Below are 19943 nucleotides of genomic sequence, written 5' to 3' on the forward strand. Positions count from 1 at the left end.
TTTTTCTCTCCTTTATCCTGTCACAGGACAGTTTACAGTAAATTACGACTTCTTTCGATTGAGATTTAGGTAGATATCATTATAACGTACCCAATCACTGTATACAATAGTATAATATTTAAATTTTTATAAATAAATCATTTAAATATACTTTATAAATAGATGCTTGGGATATTATTTTACCTTATGTTATATTATATTTTATATTATATGGTTTTGTAAAGCAGAAGTGAGGGATGTAATATTTAGTCGAACAAGGACTGGATTCTGACCCCCTCTCCTTGGTGAATCCATACACTAAGGAATAACTTCCTAATTATATATAAAACCAGAGCTGGCTTTTGGTAAAAGCCAGCTCTGTTAGAAATTTTAATTCGTCCTTATAGTTTCAGGATAACCACTTAAGGTTACCTTTATTTGCTTTTCTTCAAATTTTCCGTTTATACTTCTCATCACAGTTACAGTAATCTCGGTTCCAATCCGATAGGATGTTACTTTTTCCTGCAATTGAGTGGTAGCAGTAATTTCTGTGTCATTTACTTTGGTAATAATATCACCTGCTAATATACCTGCCTTGGCTGCGCTTCCACCTTCTGCCGTTTCTTTAACATAAACACCAATGGGCCAATTGTACATTTCAGCAACTTCTTCAGTAACATCACGAATATATACCCCCAGATAGCCTTTTTCGTTATCAGCAAGTATTTCTCGGTTCTTTAGCTCTTCTATAATAGGAATGGCTCTGGATATAGGAATAGCAAATCCCATACCTTCCACCTCACTGGAAGCATATTTAACTGTATTAATACCTATAACCTCACCTTTTAAGTTCAGTAAAGCACCACCGCTATTACCAGGATTAATCGCTGCGTCAGTCTGAAGCAATACCATGGTTTTGTCATCTAATTTTACTTCACGGTCTTTTGCGCTGATATAACCCACGGTGGTGGATTGCCCATACCCTAACGCATTACCAATGGCAATCGCCATTTCACCAACTTTAATATTCTCAGAGTCTCCCAATTTTGCAATTTGTATGGATTTTTGTGTGTCCGCATCAATATCTGCAAGTTTAATTGATATTACTGCTAAATCTGCGGTAGCATCTGTCCCTTTAATAATTGCTTCTGCATCATTTCCGTCAGCGAATTTTACAGTGATTGGATCTGCTCCCTCTACCACATGGTTGTTCGTGGCAATCAATAACTCTGTATCGTTCTTACCGACAATAATGCCGGAACCACCTCCCTGAGCCTCTTGATCTGACTGCTGACCAAACCAGTCATAGTAGGATTGAGTATAAGTAGTGGTTATTGTAACAATAGACGGCATTGTTTCCTGAATCACATTTGTTACATCTGTCTTGGGTTCAATTATATTCTGTGAAACAGTTGTTGCAGATAATCTCTTATCCTGATCCTTAGGAGGTGTAAACCCCCATACATTTCCGGCAGACCCTCCTATATTAATGTTAATCGGAGCTGCATTGGGATTTAACTTATAATAGATATCATTAAAACCGATAAAAACCCCACCGGCAATCAATCCAAATACAACAGCTCCAAAAACTAACTTTACTGCTTTCCCTGCCAGTCCTTTCTTCTTTGCCTTTACCTGTATCTTATCTGTTTCATTTGACATATTAAAAATATGGCCTTCAATTTTGGATGAATTAATAGTCGCTTCCTGTCTTGCACTTTGTTGCCCGGTACCCTCTTGTTGTATATCATTATCATCCTCTTGTTTCATATCATCTTCATGTCCGTTGGTAGAAGCAACAATTTGTTCAGCCCAAAAACTGTAAGCAGGTGTGGTTTCACCAATTTTATCAAAGGGATTCGTATACTTTCTATTATCTGTATCTTGCTTGTACGTATCCATAGAATCTATATCTTTCTTGTGTGCATCTTTATTGTCTCTATCTTTTTTATCAGTGTCTGCTCCTGTAACCTCCTCACCTGACTGAGAACTGCCAAATTTATCTGTATTTATATTTGTTTCAGAATTTTCCTGTTCTTTTTTAAAAAAATCATCTGACATAACCAATCTCCTTTCTATCCGTTACCTATTAAACAATTACGGGGGGAATCCTTCTTCTTTATTCCAAGCAAGAGTTTCGCAATTAACTATGTTACCCAATCCTATCATCTTAATAGGAATTAAGGTATTTCTTCCTTATTATATTATAACACAATGTTACCTTTTGGTTTATGGTAATATTGTATCAACAGTTTGTGTTGAGTTTGTGAATTAATTCTAAAATTTTTTTAAATCACCTTTTACATTAATACTTAACGGATATAATGATTTTCTTTTCTGATTCGTTGATTGTTTTAGCTCAAAACTAGTAAATCATCCTTAATTCAAAAGGTAAAGATGTATTAACACTAGGACAAATTCTTAAGAAGAGTCAATAAAATATTAAGAATTTACGTATTGTGGAAAGTGTTTGAATCATGTATTATAGTAATGACGTTTTAAGCCTATACTTAATACATACAATAGATGGCTGTAATTTTGTCAGCTAAGCGATAGTACTATTTGAAAAATGCCTTGTTGGCTATGGTGATGACTATGATAAGAGATAATCAAAAAATATTAAATCGGATACATGTAATTGTTGATGGTATCCTTTTAGCACTTTCCTATGTTTTTTCCTATTATTTAAGATTTTACAGCCCCCTGCGGTACTTTCTGCTGTTTGATGAAAAAGCACGATTTTACCCACTAGTAAAGTATTCAGAAATTTTAATATTTTTAATTCCCGGTTATTTAATTATATACTATGCTTGTAATTTGTATACTTCTAAGAGGATACAAAGCCTTCGGGTGGGCTTATGGAACATTATTAAAGCCAACTTTTTTGGAACATTTTATTTTACCTTTATTCTGTATGTTACGAACGAGACCCATATTTCCCGTTTTCTGATTTTCGTATTCTTTATAACAAATATTGTTTTTGACACTATATTTCGTGCTCTCTTATCTTATTCCTTAAGAGCGGCCAGGAAAAAAGGATATAATTTAAAACACATTGTTCTCGTAGGTTACAGTCCGGCTGCTGAAGCTTATATTGACAGGATTTTAGTAAATCCCCAATGGGGCTACTATATCCACGGTATATTAGATGATACTATGGAACAGGGTACTCAATATAAAAATATAAAGGTGATTGGAACCATTGATACCTTACTTGAAATACTCCCTCAAAACCGTCTAGACGAAATAGCAATTACATTAAGTATTGATGAATACTCAAAATTAGGACAGATTGTTGGATTATGTGAAAAATCCGGGGTACATACCAAATTCATTCCTGATTATCAAAACTTTTTCCCGACAGTGCCTTATACAGAAGACTTAGACGGACTCCCTGTTATTAATATTCGTAACGTTCCTTTAAGTAATACCTTTAACCGGGTTGTAAAACGTATTGTTGATATTTTTGGTTTTTTTGCTTCATTATTGGTGTTTGGAATACCAATGATAGTGGTGGCGATTATTATTAAATGTACTTCTCCCGGCCCGATTATTTTTACACAAGTCAGAATCGGAAGGCATAATAAAGAATTTAAGATGTATAAGTTTCGCTCCATGGAAGTTCAGTCTGAATTAAAGGAAAAGAAAGCATGGACAACCTTTAATGACCCCAGGGTAACCAAAATTGGAAAATTCATTCGCAAAACCAGTATTGACGAGCTCCCTCAACTTTTCAATGTATTAAAAGGTGAAATGAGCATGGTAGGACCAAGACCGGAACGGCCTTTCTTTGTTGAAAAATTTAAAGAAGAGATTCCTCGTTATATGATTAAACATCAGGTTCAGCCAGGTCTTACCGGTTGGGCACAAATTAATGGTTTTCGCGGTGATACGTCCATCCGTAAACGTATTGAATGCGATTTGTATTATATAGAAAACTGGACTCTTGGTCTGGATTTCAAAATCTTATTCTTAACTATATTTAAAGGTTTTATTAATAAAAATGCTTACTAATTTTTGCCTCACAATGTAGTGTGGGGCAAATCTATTTTAAAATTTATTACACTTTTATAGAAAGGCTGGTTGCATATGTCCCAAAAAAGAAAGAAAAAAAGATTAAAAACGAAGGTATTATTATTTATAGACTTATTACTGCTTTGTATTGTAATAGGCATTGGTTATTTTGTATATATTACAAATAAAGCGCAGGTTGATAAATCCGGAGATGATTCCATTGTCACAAACAATCCGGATAACAGCGATTTAGAAGGCTACCGTAACATTGCCATATTTGGAGTGGACTCCAGGCAAAATGCATTAGAGAAATCTACCCATACAGACACCATAATTATTGCTAGCATTAACCGAAAAACAAAGGATGTAAAGTTAGCTTCCATATTCCGTGATACCTATGTAGATATACCTGATTATGGTTTTGACAAGATTAATGCAGCTTACTTTAAAGGCGGTTATCCATTGGCTTTAAATACTATCAATACAAACTTTGACTTAGATGTTAAGGAATTTGTTACTGTTAATTTTAATGCACTCTGTAATGTCATAGATTTACTAGGCGGTATTACACTGGATATCACCGATGCTGAGTTAAAATACGTCAATGGTTATACCAAGGAACTAAACCAGATTAATGGTACTGATGTAGGAAAACTTAAGTCCGCCGGAACTCAAGTGGTAAATGGTACACATGCTACCGCTTATGCTCGAATCCGTTATACAAAAGGCGGGGATTTTAAACGTGCCGAACGTCAGAGAATTGTCGTTGAAAAAATTCTTGAGAAAGCAAAATCCGCTGACATTAAAACAATTAACGCTATAATAGATGAAATATTTCCTCAGATTTATACCAACTTAGATTCTTTGAAAATGCTTGACCTTGCAAAGGATATTTTATCCTATGACATTGTAGACCAAATTGGATTTCCGTTCGAAAATAGGGCAGATTATTATAAGAAAATATCTTACGTATTTCCCCTTGACTTATCTGCCAATGTTACAGAACTACACAACTGGTTATTTGATACTACCGATTATACTCCAACCGACAAAGTAAGAGAAATCAGCGATAAAATAAAAGCTATAACAGATGGTTTCTAAGAGGTTGTCTTTAAAAGGCCTCACAGACACATAACACAAAAGATGAGTTTTGAAAGCAACAGGCCTTAACAGCCACACTTTCAAAGCTCATCTTTTTACTATAAACCCCTCTTTTCCAATGTATTACCCTTGCAAAATTTATATTACCTTCACATTATAAATTCTTCCTGACTACTTACTATCTTCAGCCAAAATCCTATATATACGCTCAGCCACTTTTTTTGAAGCATTTCCTTTTTCATAAATCTTAAGCTGCTGTAAAAACATCTCTACTTGTTTTAGATACTCTTTCTCCTGGAAGGTATTGATCTGCCACAGTAACTCTTCCTGCGAAGCAGCTTTACTATAAGGCAACTCTTTATAATTGAAATAAAAGCCCCTCTCCTTCTCATAAATTGCCTGATCCAAAGCATATAAAAATACTGGCTTATGCATAAAAGAGAATTCGAACATAACATTGGAATAGTCAGTAATTAAAACATCTGCTGCGGCCATTAATTCATATAAATCCCTGTAATGAGACGCATTAATAACCTTATTACTATACGTAATATATTTACTTTGCTCTGCTACTAGGGGATGAAGCCGTACTGCTGCTACCCAATTACCGCCAAAGGTCTCCTTTAAGGTGTCCAGTAGTTTGGTATAATTCAGTTCGTAACTGCCAATATTCTGGTCACCTTCCCGGTAGGTAGGTGCATATATAACAATTCGCTCTTCTGGTTTTATTCCTAAACTCTGCCTTACCTTTTGAAGAACTGTTTCTTTCACGTTTAGTAAAATATCATTTCTAGGGCTGCCGCATTCTAAAATTTCACCACCATACCAAAAACTTTTTTTATACATATGGGTACAAAAATTGCTATTTGATACATATAAATCTGTCATAGCTGAGTCTCTTTTTGCGTTGGCAACATACTTAACTCCGAGCTTTTCTTCATAATCTTTCTCAATTTTTTTAAGAGCAATTCCCCCATGCCAGGTTTGAATATAAAACTGTCCTTTTCGCTTTCTGATATAGCTTTCCTTTCGGTTATTGTCCACCCACACTCTGGCTGTGGCAAGGGCAAGTATAGCTGCTGGAGTGTTTGTTTTAAATACTTTTATTCCTTGGGGAGCACACGCCTGTGACGGATGATTCGTTATAAAAATAATCTCATAAGGCAGCTTTTTATCATTTATTTCCTTTTGATGTCTATTAAGCTCTTCCGCCACATACTTAGCATTATCACCAAAGCCCCACACATTGCATAATACAATACGCCTTTTCCTTATGGGAAGTAAATGAAAAAGACGGAATAAAAATATAATAATCAGATATCTCCCATGCTTTAATAAGGAAAGTAGATTAGCCGGTAAGAAACGTTTTATTTTATTTCTCATAAGAATCCTTTCCTTCTCTTAACTATAAAATCCCTTTCAATATATCAGAAAATTGCTTAGCCGTCTTTTCCCAGCTTAAGGTTTCAAGATAACAATAAGAGGTTTCATGCATCTTCTTAAGTACCTCCGGATGTAATATAGCATCTTTTAGTTTCTTATATAAATCCATAGGGTCCAAAGAAGTTAAAAGAGCGCTGTTTTCAGGGAAAAAATATGAAAACGTACCATCTTCAAATTCTATTAACGGCAAGCCTGTGGCAAGCATTTCATATGGAATTAAGGAAACATTGCTCATAGAAGCAACCATCCCGAAATCCGCCTTTTTATATAAAGCCAAAAGTTTTCCTTTAGTCAGCATACCCAGGTTCTCACCAGCTTCCGTATGAAAGCTTTTATCTTCACCAAAATATTTTACAGATAAAGTTATACCATCCTTTAAAAATTCATCCTTGACCCGTTTAAGCATGTATTGAGTTATACTTGGCAGCCTTTTGCCATAGTATTTTAAATATACCGCCAGTACGATTTCTTTTTTCTTCGGATATTCCTGATAGTTTCTGGCAGACAAAGGATATTCTTTTCTCTCATAAGGAAACTCAACGCAATCCAAGGGAGATACTATATTGCAATTTTTCTCAACCATTTCTTTATTCCAGGAACCAAGACTCACCATATGAAGCCCCTGTTCATACGTTTTTTGAGCTAGCAAAAACAGTTCTCCAAAAGGATAAAAATAGGGTTCATAATCCTGAAGAAAATACATCTTATACCCTTTCATTCCCTTTGCAAAAGCCACTGTATCCCAGGAACTTGCTATTACAACATCCGATTTTAGCTTATCCAAATATTTATTGGTATACATCTCACCCTGATAATTACTTAAATTACATCTTGCACATTCCTCCATATCAGATTTTGTCTGGTATTTATAAACTACATAACCCACCTGATAACCTAACTTTGATAATTCTGTACCAAGCCTTAAAATAGAGGTTTGTCCGCCGCTATGCTTAGCCATGCGTTCGATAACGAAGGTTATCTTTTCTATTTTTTCAGGTTTTTTATTTATTACAACTGTTGTATTATAATTCTCTAAACGGTAATTCACCATTTTTTTTTCAACAGTTGACTGTATATTATGGTATATTCCCTTACCTTTAATCTTTAGGATACTCTTCCACTTATTTATCATGCCAGACATTCTCCTTTTCCACCTTATGTTTAGTTCATATAGCAGGATGACTGCATTCTTATATGTTCTGTATTAACTCAACCACTGCTTCTGAGGCTTTTCCATTGTCAGCGTGGTTATATTTCGTATAAAAGGCTTCACATTTTTCTCTATAAGTATCCTTCTTATACTCAAGGATGGAATCAATTAATTCTTCCGTAGTACGTACCACTGGTCCGGGGGCTTCCTCTAAGAAGTCAAAATAAAAGCCTCTTAAATTGTCTTTGTAATTCTCCAAATCGTAAGTAAAAAACAACATTGGCCTTCTTAATAAGGAATAATCAAACATGACAGAGGAATAATCCGTAATCAGCATATCTGCTGCCAAATACAGCATGGCAATATCCTCACACATATTAAATTCGTACACAAACCCCTTATATGGTGACCAATCCAAATTTTCTTTCACCAGATAATGATACTTCACTATGCATACGTACTCTTCTCCCAGCTTCTCCATCAGTTTATCAAAATCCATGGCATTACTAAATTTATAGGATCCTTTTTCATAATATTCGTTATCCCGCCAAGTAGGTGCATAAAGAAGAATTTTCTTATCTTCCGGAAGACCAAATTTTTGTTTTATGTCACTAATATACGCTTCATTGTTTCCATAAAACAGGATATCATTACGAGGATATCCTATCTCCAATACCTTTTTATCGAAGGCAAAAGCCCTTTTAAATATTTCTGTAGAATAGTTGTTTTGAGAAATCAGATAATCCCAAGTTCTAGTATTATCATAGAAATTCTTCTTGTAGCGTTCTATGTTCGTATCACCCGCCATATTTACCGAATCCATGTCTAGTGCAAGTTTTTTTAAAGGTGTACCATGCCAGGTTTGAATGTAATGTACCCCTTCGCGCTTTATAATATACTTTGGCATTCGGGAATCACTTACCCATATTCCTGCTATGCCCATAAGAAAGAAATACTTAACCCTTGTTCTCCTTAACTTCTTGGCGCTTCCAGGAATTGGTGTGTTTATGTTGTCTAAGATTATATAACATCTATATTTTTTATCCAAACCTGTTCTGACCATTTCTTCATATACTGCCTTGGGGTTTCCGGTGTAGTTCCGCCCCATATTACTTTCAAATACTATTATCTTTTTATTAACAGGTAAAATTTTAATCTCTATTCTGTATAAAAGAATAATAATTTTTTTCATTTTTTTCTTAACTTTTTTAATCGCTTTTTTCAGCTTATGTTTTATACTTGGGATATCCATTCATTTGCTCCATTATGAATTTTTAAATACTATTTTTTATTTCCTAAATTCAAATCATCCTTAATCTTTGTTGTTGATATCCCTTCTGTCCTCGGCAAATATACAACCTCACAATACTCTTTTAAGAAGTCAAACTGACCTTTCCAGTCATCTCCCATTACGAATATATCTACTTGGTTGTCAACCACATCCTTAATCTTTTGCTCCCATGTATATTCAGGTATTACCTCATCAACATATTTAATCGCCTCTAAGATAATCTTTCTGTCTTCATAGGAATGATATGCCGTCTTATGTTTTATAGTATTAAATTCATCAGAGGATAATACCACGATTAAATAGTCTCCCAATTCTCTTGCTCTTCTTAACAAATTAACATGTCCCACATGAATCAAATCATAGGTTCCGTATGTTATTACTTTTTTCATTTCGTCATATCACCTTTCTCTTGGGTTATTTTATTAAAAATTTATCGTAAAACAGAGGACACAAACTGCGAATTTACACAGCATTGTATCCTCCTAACTATCCTAACCAAATATCTTTGTTTCATACAGCTCCCACCGCATGCCATAGACAGGGTGTAAATTATGCTTAATTATTCATATTAACTCTCATCTGTGTGCTTAAGCACACGTACAAATCTTGGTGTTGAAAAAAGTATCTTATTTTTTCTACCCAATTCCAACCATACATAAAGCTTGACTGCGGTACTCTTAATTGCTGTCAGTAGTTGTATGATACAGTTACCTGCCTGTTTCATCCGGCAGTTCTTCACCAAGGCCACTTTCTATGGCTTTCACAAGAGTTGTAAGTGCCTCTTCTTCATCTTCACCTTCGCATATCAGTTCTATTTCATCACCTGATTTGATACATGCTCCAAGCACACCTAGAACACTTTTCGCATTGGCTGTTGCTTCTTTGAACCTAATGCTAATCTTTGAATGGAATTCAATAGCCGTTTTACACAATACTCCCGCCGGACGCAAATGCAGACCAGTAGGATTCTTGACCACAACCTTACTACTTACCATATTGCTACCTCCTATAAACCGCCTTTGGTTATTTTTATGTATTCCCCCTGCAAGGTTATGAAACTCTTACCCCACCTTCGTCATAGCTTTCCTAATCACATTACATGTCTAATCTTCTTACAGATGCAAGGCATTGCTATACGCTATCCACTGGAATTTTCCAGTGTTACACTTATACTCGGATTGGATAGATAAATCTCCTCAGGAGGACTAAACTGGATTTGAAAAATCTTGGTTCCTGCCTTGGTATCTGCAAAATCTATGTAGGGATGCAGGCTGTATTTGCTCAATGCTGCCAATGCTTCTGCTTCCCCGTATACCACTACATCAACAAATTCCTCCACATTTAATGTAGCATTTAAATCTTCCGGCAAATTCCTCAGCTCTATCTCATTTGATTTATAACTAATATCTTTCGTATCTAGCTTTTCTATATTTATGTTTATTACAGCACTTTGATTCTCATCTATTAAAATGACATCGTTTTTAATGAAATCTGTAATATTAACCTCTTCTTCAATATCAGTCCTTTTATAGTCAATATTATATTCACCACTGATATATTTAACCTTATCAAGTTCCTCCGGCTGTCCGGCAATGACCACTTTCTTTGGTTCATATTTAAAATCACTATATTTATAACCATTGTAAGGGGTTCCCTTTAAATTAATGATGAGAGGTACTGTTTTGGTCTGAAGCATATTAACAGAAACCATAACACTTTCGTAATTTAAAGTCAAATTGCTGGAGTCCATTAAGGATCCATTTTTATCATAAACCTTAGGTATTGCCTCTTCTTCGTAGGATTCCCTTTTGTTAGAGACATTTACCTCTACTACAACCTCTTTTATTTTGTTGACAACAGATTCTGCACCGGACACTTGTATTATATTAGGACTAGAAGTTTTGTCTTTTGCATAATATCCTTCCGTAACAGTTCCTTTTGTCACCACATCTATCCGAAATTGCTCTGTCTTTAAATTCTCAAGACTAACTTTCATGGTTAACGTATTCTGCTTTATCTCAACAGCCTCACCATATTTTGGTATGGTTACTACTATGGGAACCGCATTGACAATTGACAGCTCAGATAAATCAGCAATTGCTTGAAAATCAGAAGGTCTTAAAGATTCAATAATAGACCTCTTCGCTTTTACAGTCACATCTACCGTATCCCCTGAGATAACATCATAAACTTTATCTTTCTGGCCAAGGACATTTTCATTAATCTTGGTTACCTGAATATCATTCCATTCACCAGTTACAACCGGATCCTCCACATTCAAAATTACAATCCAGAGTAATATTGCCATAAACAGGGATAGAATTTTAAGTCCTAAGTTTTTTGTCAACTTTTCCTTCATTCTTATACCCATTGCATATCACATGCAAAGTTGTGATATTGCCACAATATAATCATGCGAAATAAATTCCGCTGGCTGAAAGAAGAGAAGTGGCATCCTTTCTTATACTTATTTTCTTTCAACCTTTCATTTGCCGCCAAAATGGCATTAATTATTCTATGGTGAACTCTAGTCTTTCAATAATTATATTCTTAAATGCTAGAAGTTCGTTTGAAATTAAGATTTTTTCGTAATCTTAGTTCTACCTTTCCACAGCTTTACCTTCTTATTATTTCCTTCAACCGGCTTATTCTGTATAGCAATGAGTTTATTTCGAAGATAATCTCCATCAACATTCCTAATTAAGGTTCCGCCGATGGCTATAGATACTTTACCGGTTTCCTCTGATACAATAACAGTCAGACAATCGCTAGCTTCGCTTACACCTATGCCGGCACGATGTCTGGTTCCCAAATCCTTACTTACATGCAGATTATCCGTAAGAGGCAGATAACAGGTTGCTGCCGCAAGCCGGTTATTCCTAATAATAACTGCCCCATCATGTAAAGGCGTATTGTGTTCAAATATATTAATTAATAACTGACTGCTTACCAGGGAATCAATTGCTATTCCTGTTTTTTCGAATTCATTAAGAGGTATTTCCTTTTCTATCACGATTAATGCGCCAGTTTTTGTTTTCGCTAAATCAAAGGTAGCTTTTACAATACCTGCAACTGTCTGGTCTGAAAATCTTTCATTTTTATCCTTTGATTCATTTAGGTTAAACAAAGGCATTACTAAATTATTCTGACCTAACTGCTCCAGAGCTTTTCTAAACTCAGGCTGGAACACAATAATAACAGCGGTAATTCCTACATTAATGCTCTTAAAAAATATCCATAAAATAACATTCAGGTTTAATATAGAGGCAATTAACCATAAAATTAACAGTACAATAAGCCCCTTTACCAGCATCCAAGCCCTTGTCTGCTTCACCCAAACAATGACATGGTATATAGCAAAGGCTATCATTAATATTTCAATGATATCCGTCACCTGAATCCTGGGAAAGGAGAGCCAAGCTACGTAATTTTCAAAAAAATTAATTATCGTCTCCATAAAACACCTGCCTACCTAGTATTATTACACGTTAGCTCACATTGTATGTCCATCTGTTTGCAGATGAGACACTGTCTTAAATCTGCGTGTGAAATTGTTTTTACTTTACAAATTGTTATTTCACACTGCTGCCCTTACTATTAGTATCTGCCTCATCGTAACCTTCATATTCATCATCATAATCATCTTCTTCATCTTCCAGCATTTCTTTGTTAATACGACCGCTAAGCCCTGCATTTCTTTGGGTATTAAACCTTTTAACATTAATCTGAGGTGCAGTTACATTTATTTTTGGAACAGCTTTCACATAATAATAATAATCTTCATCTTCAAACTGAACATGTTCTACTCCCGTATAGTCTAAGGCCAGACGAAAAAACTGAATAATTATTGCAAAAATTCCGGATACTAATGTTCCCAGTATCATGGCACCTATCTGATTGGATACATCTAATCTCAAATCACTGATAAGAAAACCGATAATACAGGTCAAACTTCCTGCTGCCACTGCACCTTCTCTCGCATAGTCAAATTTCATGCGTCTGACTATAAAAGTTACAATAGTAACCAGCGAGAAAATTATGATAGTCATATAAAGCTGCTGGCTTTTGAACAAACTGTCTATAACATACGTATATAACTGTAGTGTATCCTCTAAACTGACAGTTACCTGCATAGCTGTTGCTTCCTTTAACACTTCAAACAGGTAATAAACAACAACGCCGCAACCAATCGGTATAACTGACAAAGGTGTAGCAAATAGCCCAAGCAAAATGGGTATAACGTATGGTATCTTTAAGAAAAAAAGTATGGGTACAGCTAATACAGCATATCCAAGATTAGGGGTAAACCGAAGGAACAGACAATACATAATTGCAAATAAAATAACAATAATTGCTGCCAGTATTATGGAAATTGAATAGATATGTCCTACGGAAAATAAACCTGCTAACAATACCAGAATAGAAGATGGTGTAAATGCACTTAACAGAGATATTGCAAGAACCACCGGTAATTGTTTCAGCCTGCTGTCATAACCAAGAGCAGAATTAATTGTCTGAAATACAATCAAGGCTATTACAAATTTAACAATTGGATTAATATATAGCTCATATTTTTGATAAAGACTTCGCAGCCTTGATCTGAGCACTAAAAGTGTCATCATTATTTGTTTCCTCCCAAATAATCATCCGTAATATCTTCCCGATAAATATTACTTAGTCTCTTTAGTGATTTGTAATATTTCGATAGATACTTCCTGGAGTTATTATACTTTAATGAATATCCTATTATAGCGCCTGTTATATATATAGCCATGATTATAATGTAAAAACCTAATATATATTGCCCAAGCCTTACAAAGTTAAACGTTACAACTTTGCTTATAATATACTCAGCATGATACAGACCAATCATCAGCAGGATTAGTGCATAACCAAACGTAACACTAATGACGGTTTTAAGAACCTGCAATCTGACATAGTCAGTTTTGAAGTACTTAGCCATCTTAATGTCCTCTTTGCCTTCTTTTTGCTCATACAAGGCAAGTTTGGTCATGAGCCTAATCTTTCTGTCATTTAACATTTTCGTACCTCCGCTTACTATCTCGTACTATTTGTATTTTTCACAGTATTATCATACATTATAACATATTGTCTAATTATTTTCGAGCCTTATTTTTTAAGAATGAGTATTTTTTTTCTTAAGTTGTGCTTAATAGTTTGTACAAATCTACCATTTGCAACCTATAAACGCATTATTTGTTATGTTAATGTAGCCCAAAAAAATAAAACCTGCCAGAGACGACATATATTCCGTCCGTCTTTCCTGGCAGGCTCCTACATTATATAACTTCTATATCACAAATCTTTGTACCTCCTGCACCAGTTGCTCTGAATTCTGGTTCAACTTACCGGCAGATTGATTTAGTGACTCTACTGATTGCAACTGACTTTCAGATATTTGAGTGACATTACTGCTTGCAGCAGCAATTTCCTCTAGCACTGCTGAAATGTTTTCTATGGCACCCAGAGTACTGTTTCTTGCTTCCTCTACATTATCTACATTTTCAATAATACTATTTAAGTGTAGCATTAGGTTATCCACACTATTATTTATGCCCTGATAGGATTCGGTTGTATTCCTGACGGCATTCTCCTGAAGTTCCAATACATTTTCAACACTTTTGGCTGAAATTACAAGTTCCTTTGTATTGTCCTGAATCGATTCTATGATATCTTTTATATCATTTACCGATTGCCCCGTTTGTTCAGCCAGTTTTCTTATTTCATCTGCCACAACTGCAAAACCTCTTCCTAGCTCCCCAGCTCTTGCTGCTTCAATGGATGCATTTAATGACAGTAGATTTGTCTGGCTTGAGATATCATTAATAACCTTGATAATTGATTCAATTGAGATTGATTTCCTGTTTAGTTCTTCAATTCCCCTTACGATACCTGTTGTAATCATACTCGTTGACTTGGTCTGCTGATTCAGTTCCCCGGTTACAATTGTTCCTTCCTGAATCTGCCTCTTCGTACCTTCTGCTATTCTTCCTATTTCATCCGTATTTACGCCTGTCTGTACTATTTTATTAGAAAGTCTGTCCATTTGTTTCAGACATTCCTCCGCACCCTCTGCTTGTTGCGTGATACCTTTTTCAATATCATTCATTGCAGTTGATATGCTTTGGGTTGTCTTTAAAAAATTGCCTGAAGTTTTTGTAACATCCGTAGCGGCCTCTGATACATCTTTGCTCATTTCTTTTACTTGACCAATTAATGCTTTCATATTCGAAAATGTATGATTGATTTCATCTGTCAGAATTTTAAATTCATCCCTTCGTTTGGTACTAAAATCCACTGTCAAATCTCCGCTTGCTGCCATTTTTAATTTCTCTATAATGTTCTTAATTGTCTTATCTATTCCCATTGATATAAATAATCCCGTGAAAACGGCAAGAACACAGGCTATAATTACAATTATTACAGTAAGATACTTAATCCCATCTGCCTGACTCATTATGGTACCTTTGGGTATTAATCCACATACTATACTCCCTGTTTCACCAAGTTTTGAATAGATAAATAAGTTATCTTTTCCATCAATACTTACATAATACGCTCCACTTGTATCAAGCGATGTAACCGCCTCTTTATAAAAGGCTTTATCAGCGAACACTGTATCTGAATTATTATCTTGATTTCCTGAAATGATTTCTTTTCCATCTCCTGTAATCAGTCCTATCGTACCTGTTCTATCAAATTCCATACTTTTTAGTATATCCCGAACGGTATTCATATCCATATCTATTACAATTAAAGCATCCGTTCCCCCAAGCTTTCTAATAAACCTTAACGAATAGCTATCAGGGCCTACTTCCAATTTTTCATCCAGGTACGCATTGCTCCCAATCCAATAAGAAGTCTTTGAATCAAATAGCTCCTTACCCAATTCTGTTTCCAAAAAGCCGGCATAGATATTATCCTTCTGTTTTTTTAACGTTGTCACTGATTTTACTTTATCAGAAATAATTATAATATTGGAGATAAAATCATCTGCGGAAACCTTTGTTGAGGCAGAATTATTCAGATTCCTATGATAACTATTACTTTCCAGCGTGTCATTTCCCCTAAACCCGAAAAAATATTCATTTATCTCATTATCATTAATATACTGGTTCGATAATGTCTTAATGGAATTTGCACCAAACGCTAAATACTGAGTCGCCATATTTATAGCCTGTCCGGCAGCTTGCTCATAGCTGCTGCGTATCCCCTGAGCCGCTTTGTTAAAAGATGCGGTACCGAGAAGAATGATAAAGAGAACCGGCACTAAAAAGGCCAATATCAGTTTTACCCGAATGGAAGCAAAATGTATTATAGCTGCACTTTCTTTCTTCGTACTATTAACTCCACTGTTCTGGAATAGGCCTTTCTTCTCTTTCCCCTTAACCTGATACCTTGCTCCCAATTTCTTCATATCATATTTCTCCTTTGTAAGATAAAGATATTAAGATATAATAGTTGTCTTCCCCTATAGAATTCTAGAATCGATACGTTATGTATTAATATTTATTGCAGGTATTTCCATATGTTGTAAAGATTAATGCCAATCAAAAAAATCATCATATAAACACACAATTTATCAATCAATTTATCATTTATTTTTTTATTCAAATTCCTTCCACATACACCACCGGCTATGCCCGCCGCTATCATCAGAACCAGTAAAACAAGCGGAAAGTTGGGTATATTTCCTGATAATACTGTACTTATTAAACTTGTAATCTGAGAAAACAATATAATATACAAAGAATTTTCAGCTGCCACCTTTGTAGACATAGAAAAGAAATAGTATAAAACTACCAGATTAACGGGCCCTCCTCCAATTCCCAGAAATGATGACAACATACCTAGTATACTGCCTAATAGTAAGCACATGATTGGGCTCGTCATTTGATATGTATTGATTCTTGCTTTATGCAAAGAATAAACTAAAGTTCCTATTGTAATAATAAACAAGCATACAGCCTGTATTGCTCCTATCATGTTTTTATCGGTGCATATGGATACCAAGCTTTCAAATAGCTCTTTACCTGCTATACCACCAAAAGCTGCTCCGATAGCTAACGGTGTTCCTGTCTTTACATTAATATCCGATACACCTTCCAGCCTTGATCGTATAAACGTATAGCCCGCCATAGAAAGTACGGTACAACCAGATAAAAAACTTATTGTTGTAACACTTATTACGCCAAAAGCATCCAGCACCGGCTTAATTATAATTCCTCCTCCAATTCCGCAAATAGCTCCAAGAACGGAAGCAATAAAGCATATCAGGAAAAATATAAGATACATATACTTTTCTCCTCTGTGTATTAGTTTTTTTGTATATTCATTGCGATTTCCATCATTTTCGGAAGACATGCATCAAAAAACATCTGATATGACTTACAAAAATATTGTTGATATGGTTCTTCCGTCTGGCGGTTTCTTTTACAGCCACTCCGGCATACGAAATAATACTTACACACCTTACACTTCACATGGTGAGTATAGGATTGTTCTATAAATCCCATCTTTTTTCTTGCCTCATCAATCTCCACTGCACTATTTTCACGGAAATTACCAAGACAATATTGTTCCAACACGTAAAAATCACATGGATAAACAGAGCCATCCGCCTCAACCACGTACTGTTTCCCACAGGTTCCCCGCATATCGCAGGACTCCGGATGTGAACCAAGCAAAATAGCAATATAGTTCTCAAACTGGCGAATATAGGGCTGTTCCCCGTTCAACAAATCCTTATACCATAGATTGAAAAGTTTAATTAAAAATTCACCATACAGCTCCGGCGTAAGAGAATATTCCAATTTCCCGGGTTCTTCTCCTATAGGATCAAGACATGCAATAAACTGAAGGAATTTTAATTTGTGTCTTTTATAGAACTCATAGTTATGTTCAAGAGACAGGGCCGATTTTCCATTTACAACAGATAAAATATTAAATTGAACACCATGTTTTTTAAACAGCTTAATTGATTCCATAACCTTGTAAAAACTTCCTTCTCCTTTAGTGTTTACCCTGTAGAGATTATGAACCTTTTGGATACCATCCAAGGACAAGCCTACCAGAAAATGATTCTGTACAAAGAATTCAGCCCAACTTTTATCACAGTTATAACCATTTGTCTGAATAGAATTGTAGATTTTTACATGATTTACATTATATTTATCCTGTAATTCAATTGATTTTTTATAAAATTCAAGACCAATTAGAGTAGGTTCTCCTCCCTGATATGCAATGGAACATTCCCCTTGTGCAAAGGCAAGTACATTTTTTATCACATATTCCAACGTATCTTCCGTCATGAATCCAAAAGAAGGATTTAACCGTTTCGACATGGTATCATAATAAAAACAGTATTTACATCGTAAGTTACAATTGCCTGAAGACGGCTTGATTAATACACTCATTGGCGGCATCTTTTACCCTCTTTTCCTAAAGAATCTATCTATTTATCTTCCCCTTTTTGAAATTGGCAATAATCTTAAGTTCTCCTCTTGCACTTGGGGGATTCTCTGTCCAACGTTCTTTTTCTTTCCAACCGGTGACTTTCTCGTAATACTGAAACCATTTTAAGTTACGTGCCCGTCTATATTGCTCAGTCTCAATTTCTTCAGGTTTTCCATATAAACCCGCAATGTTTACAAACCATTCCCTCAGCTTTGGAAATTTTTCTATTATATTAACTGTTTCCTCAGGATCGTTCTTTAAATCAAACAATAAATCAAATCTCTCATACCCATGATAGGATATAAACTTACATTCCCTATACCGGAGCATAATACCATAATGAATTTTCTCCTTATAGCTATCTGTAAATTGGCTGATTACGACCCTCTCATAATCCTCTGCTCCCTCTTGAGTCAATAGTTGTTTTAAGCTTTTACCATCTGCTTCTTCACAAAAGGCAGTTTCAGCTAAATCACATAACGTTGGAGCAAGATCTAAAATACTAACCGGCGATATAATTTTCTTTCCGGCTCTTATATCCGTACCCTCAAAAATCATGGGTATTCTCACGGATTTTTCAAAAAATGTCTGTTTCCCAAATATCCGTCTTTCACCAGCTTGATCTCCATGATCGGATAGATACCCAAAGACATGTCCATTTTTCTTCTTTCTGGCATAGGATAAAAATGCATCTCTGACTTGTCCTATCTGACTGTCCATTTTCTCTACCATTCCACAATATGCAGCATAAACACCTCTTACCGTATTTTCAGTCACTTCATGATTGCAGTGGTTTTTCAGAAGTTCAAAACCCTCCATGTAATCCGGAATGTTGTTAAAAAACTTTGGTATACTTACCCTGTCTGAATATTTCAAATAAAGCTCTTCTGGGGCAACATAAGGAAAATGAGGGCCATATGTGCCAACTATAATAAACTGGGGCTTTTCATGCTCTTGGTCTAAATATGCAAGGGCTGTCTGCACAATCTGTTCATCGTAATGTAGTACCGGAGATTCTCCGGCACCGACAACATCTGTACACCAAGGCTCCCCAAAAGTTTTTGCAAAGTCACCTCTCTCCTTTTTGAGCTGTTCGACCGGTCTATTCCATCCTGTAGGTGTCATATCCGCAGCCAATCTTTTTGTAAACCCATGACGCTGGTCGGTACCTACAAAATGCATCCGGCCAATCAAAACCGTTTCATAACCGGCTGCCGCCAAGGCATGAGTAAAGCAAGGTATCTGACTGCTTAGCGTATCATTATTGGTAAAAACCCCCGTTTTCCCAGGTATAAGCCCTGACATCATTGACATTCTTGCCGGAACACAAAGGGGACAGGATGTATATGCAGCCTCAAAAGATGTTCCTTCATCTCTTAAACGCATTAAATTGGGGGTATCCACCCTCTCACTCCCCCACTCAGAAAACAGAGGGCTGTGCTGATCACTCATAAAAATTAATATGTCTTTCATCTTTGCCTCCAAATT

General features: G+C 35.5%; 16 protein-coding genes. 2 read left to right on the plus strand and 14 right to left on the minus strand.

Translation table 11 applies throughout. From position 1 onward, the window contains the following. Window positions 1-369 precede the first annotated feature (369 nt). Window positions 370-2040 carry a S1C family serine protease gene (locus acsn021_RS19190; protein ID WP_184093148.1) on the minus strand — a complete coding sequence of 557 codons (1671 nt, stop codon included), beginning with the start codon at window positions 2038-2040 and terminating at the stop codon, window positions 370-372. 534 nt (window positions 2041-2574) lie between these two features. Between acsn021_RS19190 and acsn021_RS19195 the strand changes: the two genes are divergently transcribed. Further along, a complete protein-coding gene (locus acsn021_RS19195; protein ID WP_184093149.1) occupies window positions 2575-3993 on the plus strand; it encodes an undecaprenyl-phosphate glucose phosphotransferase in 1419 nt (472 codons plus the stop codon). A gap of 75 nt (window positions 3994-4068) precedes the next feature. After that, the gene (locus acsn021_RS19200; RefSeq protein WP_184093150.1) at window positions 4069-5094 is read left to right on the plus strand and encodes an LCP family protein; all 1026 of its coding nucleotides are present in this window, start codon (window positions 4069-4071) and stop codon (window positions 5092-5094) included. Between the two features lie 171 nt (window positions 5095-5265). Here acsn021_RS19200 and acsn021_RS19205 read toward each other — a convergent pair whose 3' ends face one another. From acsn021_RS19205 to acsn021_RS19270, 13 genes are all read right to left on the minus strand, one after another. Continuing rightward, a complete protein-coding gene (locus acsn021_RS19205; protein WP_184093151.1) occupies window positions 5266-6477 on the minus strand; it encodes a CDP-glycerol glycerophosphotransferase family protein in 1212 nt (403 codons plus the stop codon). 22 nt (window positions 6478-6499) lie between these two features. Next, window positions 6500-7669 carry a glycosyltransferase family protein gene (locus acsn021_RS19210; protein WP_184093152.1) on the minus strand — a complete coding sequence of 390 codons (1170 nt, stop codon included), beginning with the start codon at window positions 7667-7669 and terminating at the stop codon, window positions 6500-6502. Window positions 7670-7727: 58 nt separating this feature from the next. Then, complete coding sequence (locus tag acsn021_RS19215; protein ID WP_184093153.1) at window positions 7728-8939, minus strand: CDP-glycerol glycerophosphotransferase family protein; 1212 nt, start codon at window positions 8937-8939, stop codon at window positions 7728-7730. A gap of 29 nt (window positions 8940-8968) precedes the next feature. Continuing rightward, window positions 8969-9367, minus strand: a complete 399-nt coding sequence (gene tagD / locus acsn021_RS19220; RefSeq protein WP_184093154.1) for a glycerol-3-phosphate cytidylyltransferase — start codon at window positions 9365-9367, stop codon at window positions 8969-8971. Between the two features lie 318 nt (window positions 9368-9685). Continuing rightward, window positions 9686-9973 (minus strand): HPr family phosphocarrier protein, encoded by a 288-nt coding sequence (locus tag acsn021_RS19230; protein ID WP_184093155.1) that lies wholly within the window; start codon window positions 9971-9973, stop codon window positions 9686-9688. A gap of 143 nt (window positions 9974-10116) precedes the next feature. After that, window positions 10117-11337, minus strand: coding sequence for a CdaR family protein (locus acsn021_RS19235; protein WP_184093156.1), 1221 nt, complete (start codon window positions 11335-11337; stop codon window positions 10117-10119). 216 nt (window positions 11338-11553) lie between these two features. After that, on the minus strand, window positions 11554-12435 hold the full coding sequence (gene cdaA, locus acsn021_RS19240; protein WP_184093157.1) for a diadenylate cyclase CdaA: 882 nt from the start codon (window positions 12433-12435) through the stop codon (window positions 11554-11556). Window positions 12436-12550: 115 nt separating this feature from the next. Beyond that, entirely contained in the window at window positions 12551-13600 is a 1050-nt protein-coding gene (locus acsn021_RS19245; RefSeq protein WP_184093158.1) for a hypothetical protein, read from the minus strand. Beyond that, window positions 13600-14019 carry a hypothetical protein gene (locus acsn021_RS19250; RefSeq protein WP_184093159.1) on the minus strand — a complete coding sequence of 140 codons (420 nt, stop codon included), beginning with the start codon at window positions 14017-14019 and terminating at the stop codon, window positions 13600-13602. Before acsn021_RS19250 ends, acsn021_RS19245 begins: the two co-directional genes overlap by 1 nt. 270 nt (window positions 14020-14289) lie before the next feature. Next, entirely contained in the window at window positions 14290-16416 is a 2127-nt protein-coding gene (locus tag acsn021_RS19255) for a methyl-accepting chemotaxis protein (RefSeq protein WP_184093160.1), read from the minus strand. Between the two features lie 92 nt (window positions 16417-16508). Further along, on the minus strand, window positions 16509-17294 hold the full coding sequence (locus tag acsn021_RS19260; protein ID WP_184093161.1) for a sulfite exporter TauE/SafE family protein: 786 nt from the start codon (window positions 17292-17294) through the stop codon (window positions 16509-16511). A 20-nt stretch (window positions 17295-17314) separates the two neighbouring features. After that, window positions 17315-18424, minus strand: coding sequence for an anaerobic sulfatase maturase (locus tag acsn021_RS19265; protein WP_184093162.1), 1110 nt, complete (start codon window positions 18422-18424; stop codon window positions 17315-17317). Window positions 18425-18449: 25 nt separating this feature from the next. After that, a complete protein-coding gene (locus acsn021_RS19270) occupies window positions 18450-19928 on the minus strand; it encodes a sulfatase-like hydrolase/transferase (protein ID WP_184093163.1) in 1479 nt (492 codons plus the stop codon). Window positions 19929-19943 lie beyond the last annotated feature (15 nt).

Origin of the sequence: Anaerocolumna cellulosilytica, from assembly GCF_014218335.1 — a bacterium.
Lineage (GTDB): Bacteria > Bacillota > Clostridia > Lachnospirales > Lachnospiraceae > Anaerocolumna > Anaerocolumna cellulosilytica.

Excerpts from the sequence above, each read along its gene's own strand:
- acsn021_RS19190 (WP_184093148.1), bottom strand. The coding sequence starts at position 2,040 with ATGTCAGATGATTTTTTTAAAAAAGAACAGGAAAATTCTGAAACAAAT.
- acsn021_RS19195 (WP_184093149.1), top strand. The coding sequence starts at position 2,575 with ATGATAAGAGATAATCAAAAAATATTAAATCGGATACATGTAATTGTT.
- acsn021_RS19200 (WP_184093150.1), top strand. The coding sequence starts at position 4,069 with ATGTCCCAAAAAAGAAAGAAAAAAAGATTAAAAACGAAGGTATTATTA.
- acsn021_RS19205 (WP_184093151.1), bottom strand. The coding sequence starts at position 6,477 with ATGAGAAATAAAATAAAACGTTTCTTACCGGCTAATCTACTTTCCTTA.
- acsn021_RS19210 (WP_184093152.1), bottom strand. The coding sequence starts at position 7,669 with ATGATAAATAAGTGGAAGAGTATCCTAAAGATTAAAGGTAAGGGAATA.
- acsn021_RS19215 (WP_184093153.1), bottom strand. The coding sequence starts at position 8,939 with ATGGATATCCCAAGTATAAAACATAAGCTGAAAAAAGCGATTAAAAAA.
- tagD (WP_184093154.1), bottom strand. The coding sequence starts at position 9,367 with ATGAAAAAAGTAATAACATACGGAACCTATGATTTGATTCATGTGGGA.
- acsn021_RS19230 (WP_184093155.1), bottom strand. The coding sequence starts at position 9,973 with ATGGTAAGTAGTAAGGTTGTGGTCAAGAATCCTACTGGTCTGCATTTG.
- acsn021_RS19235 (WP_184093156.1), bottom strand. The coding sequence starts at position 11,337 with ATGAAGGAAAAGTTGACAAAAAACTTAGGACTTAAAATTCTATCCCTG.
- cdaA (WP_184093157.1), bottom strand. The coding sequence starts at position 12,435 with ATGGAGACGATAATTAATTTTTTTGAAAATTACGTAGCTTGGCTCTCC.
- acsn021_RS19245 (WP_184093158.1), bottom strand. The coding sequence starts at position 13,600 with ATGATGACACTTTTAGTGCTCAGATCAAGGCTGCGAAGTCTTTATCAA.
- acsn021_RS19250 (WP_184093159.1), bottom strand. The coding sequence starts at position 14,019 with ATGTTAAATGACAGAAAGATTAGGCTCATGACCAAACTTGCCTTGTAT.
- acsn021_RS19255 (WP_184093160.1), bottom strand. The coding sequence starts at position 16,416 with ATGAAGAAATTGGGAGCAAGGTATCAGGTTAAGGGGAAAGAGAAGAAA.
- acsn021_RS19260 (WP_184093161.1), bottom strand. The coding sequence starts at position 17,294 with ATGTATCTTATATTTTTCCTGATATGCTTTATTGCTTCCGTTCTTGGA.
- acsn021_RS19265 (WP_184093162.1), bottom strand. The coding sequence starts at position 18,424 with ATGCCGCCAATGAGTGTATTAATCAAGCCGTCTTCAGGCAATTGTAAC.
- acsn021_RS19270 (WP_184093163.1), bottom strand. The coding sequence starts at position 19,928 with ATGAAAGACATATTAATTTTTATGAGTGATCAGCACAGCCCTCTGTTT.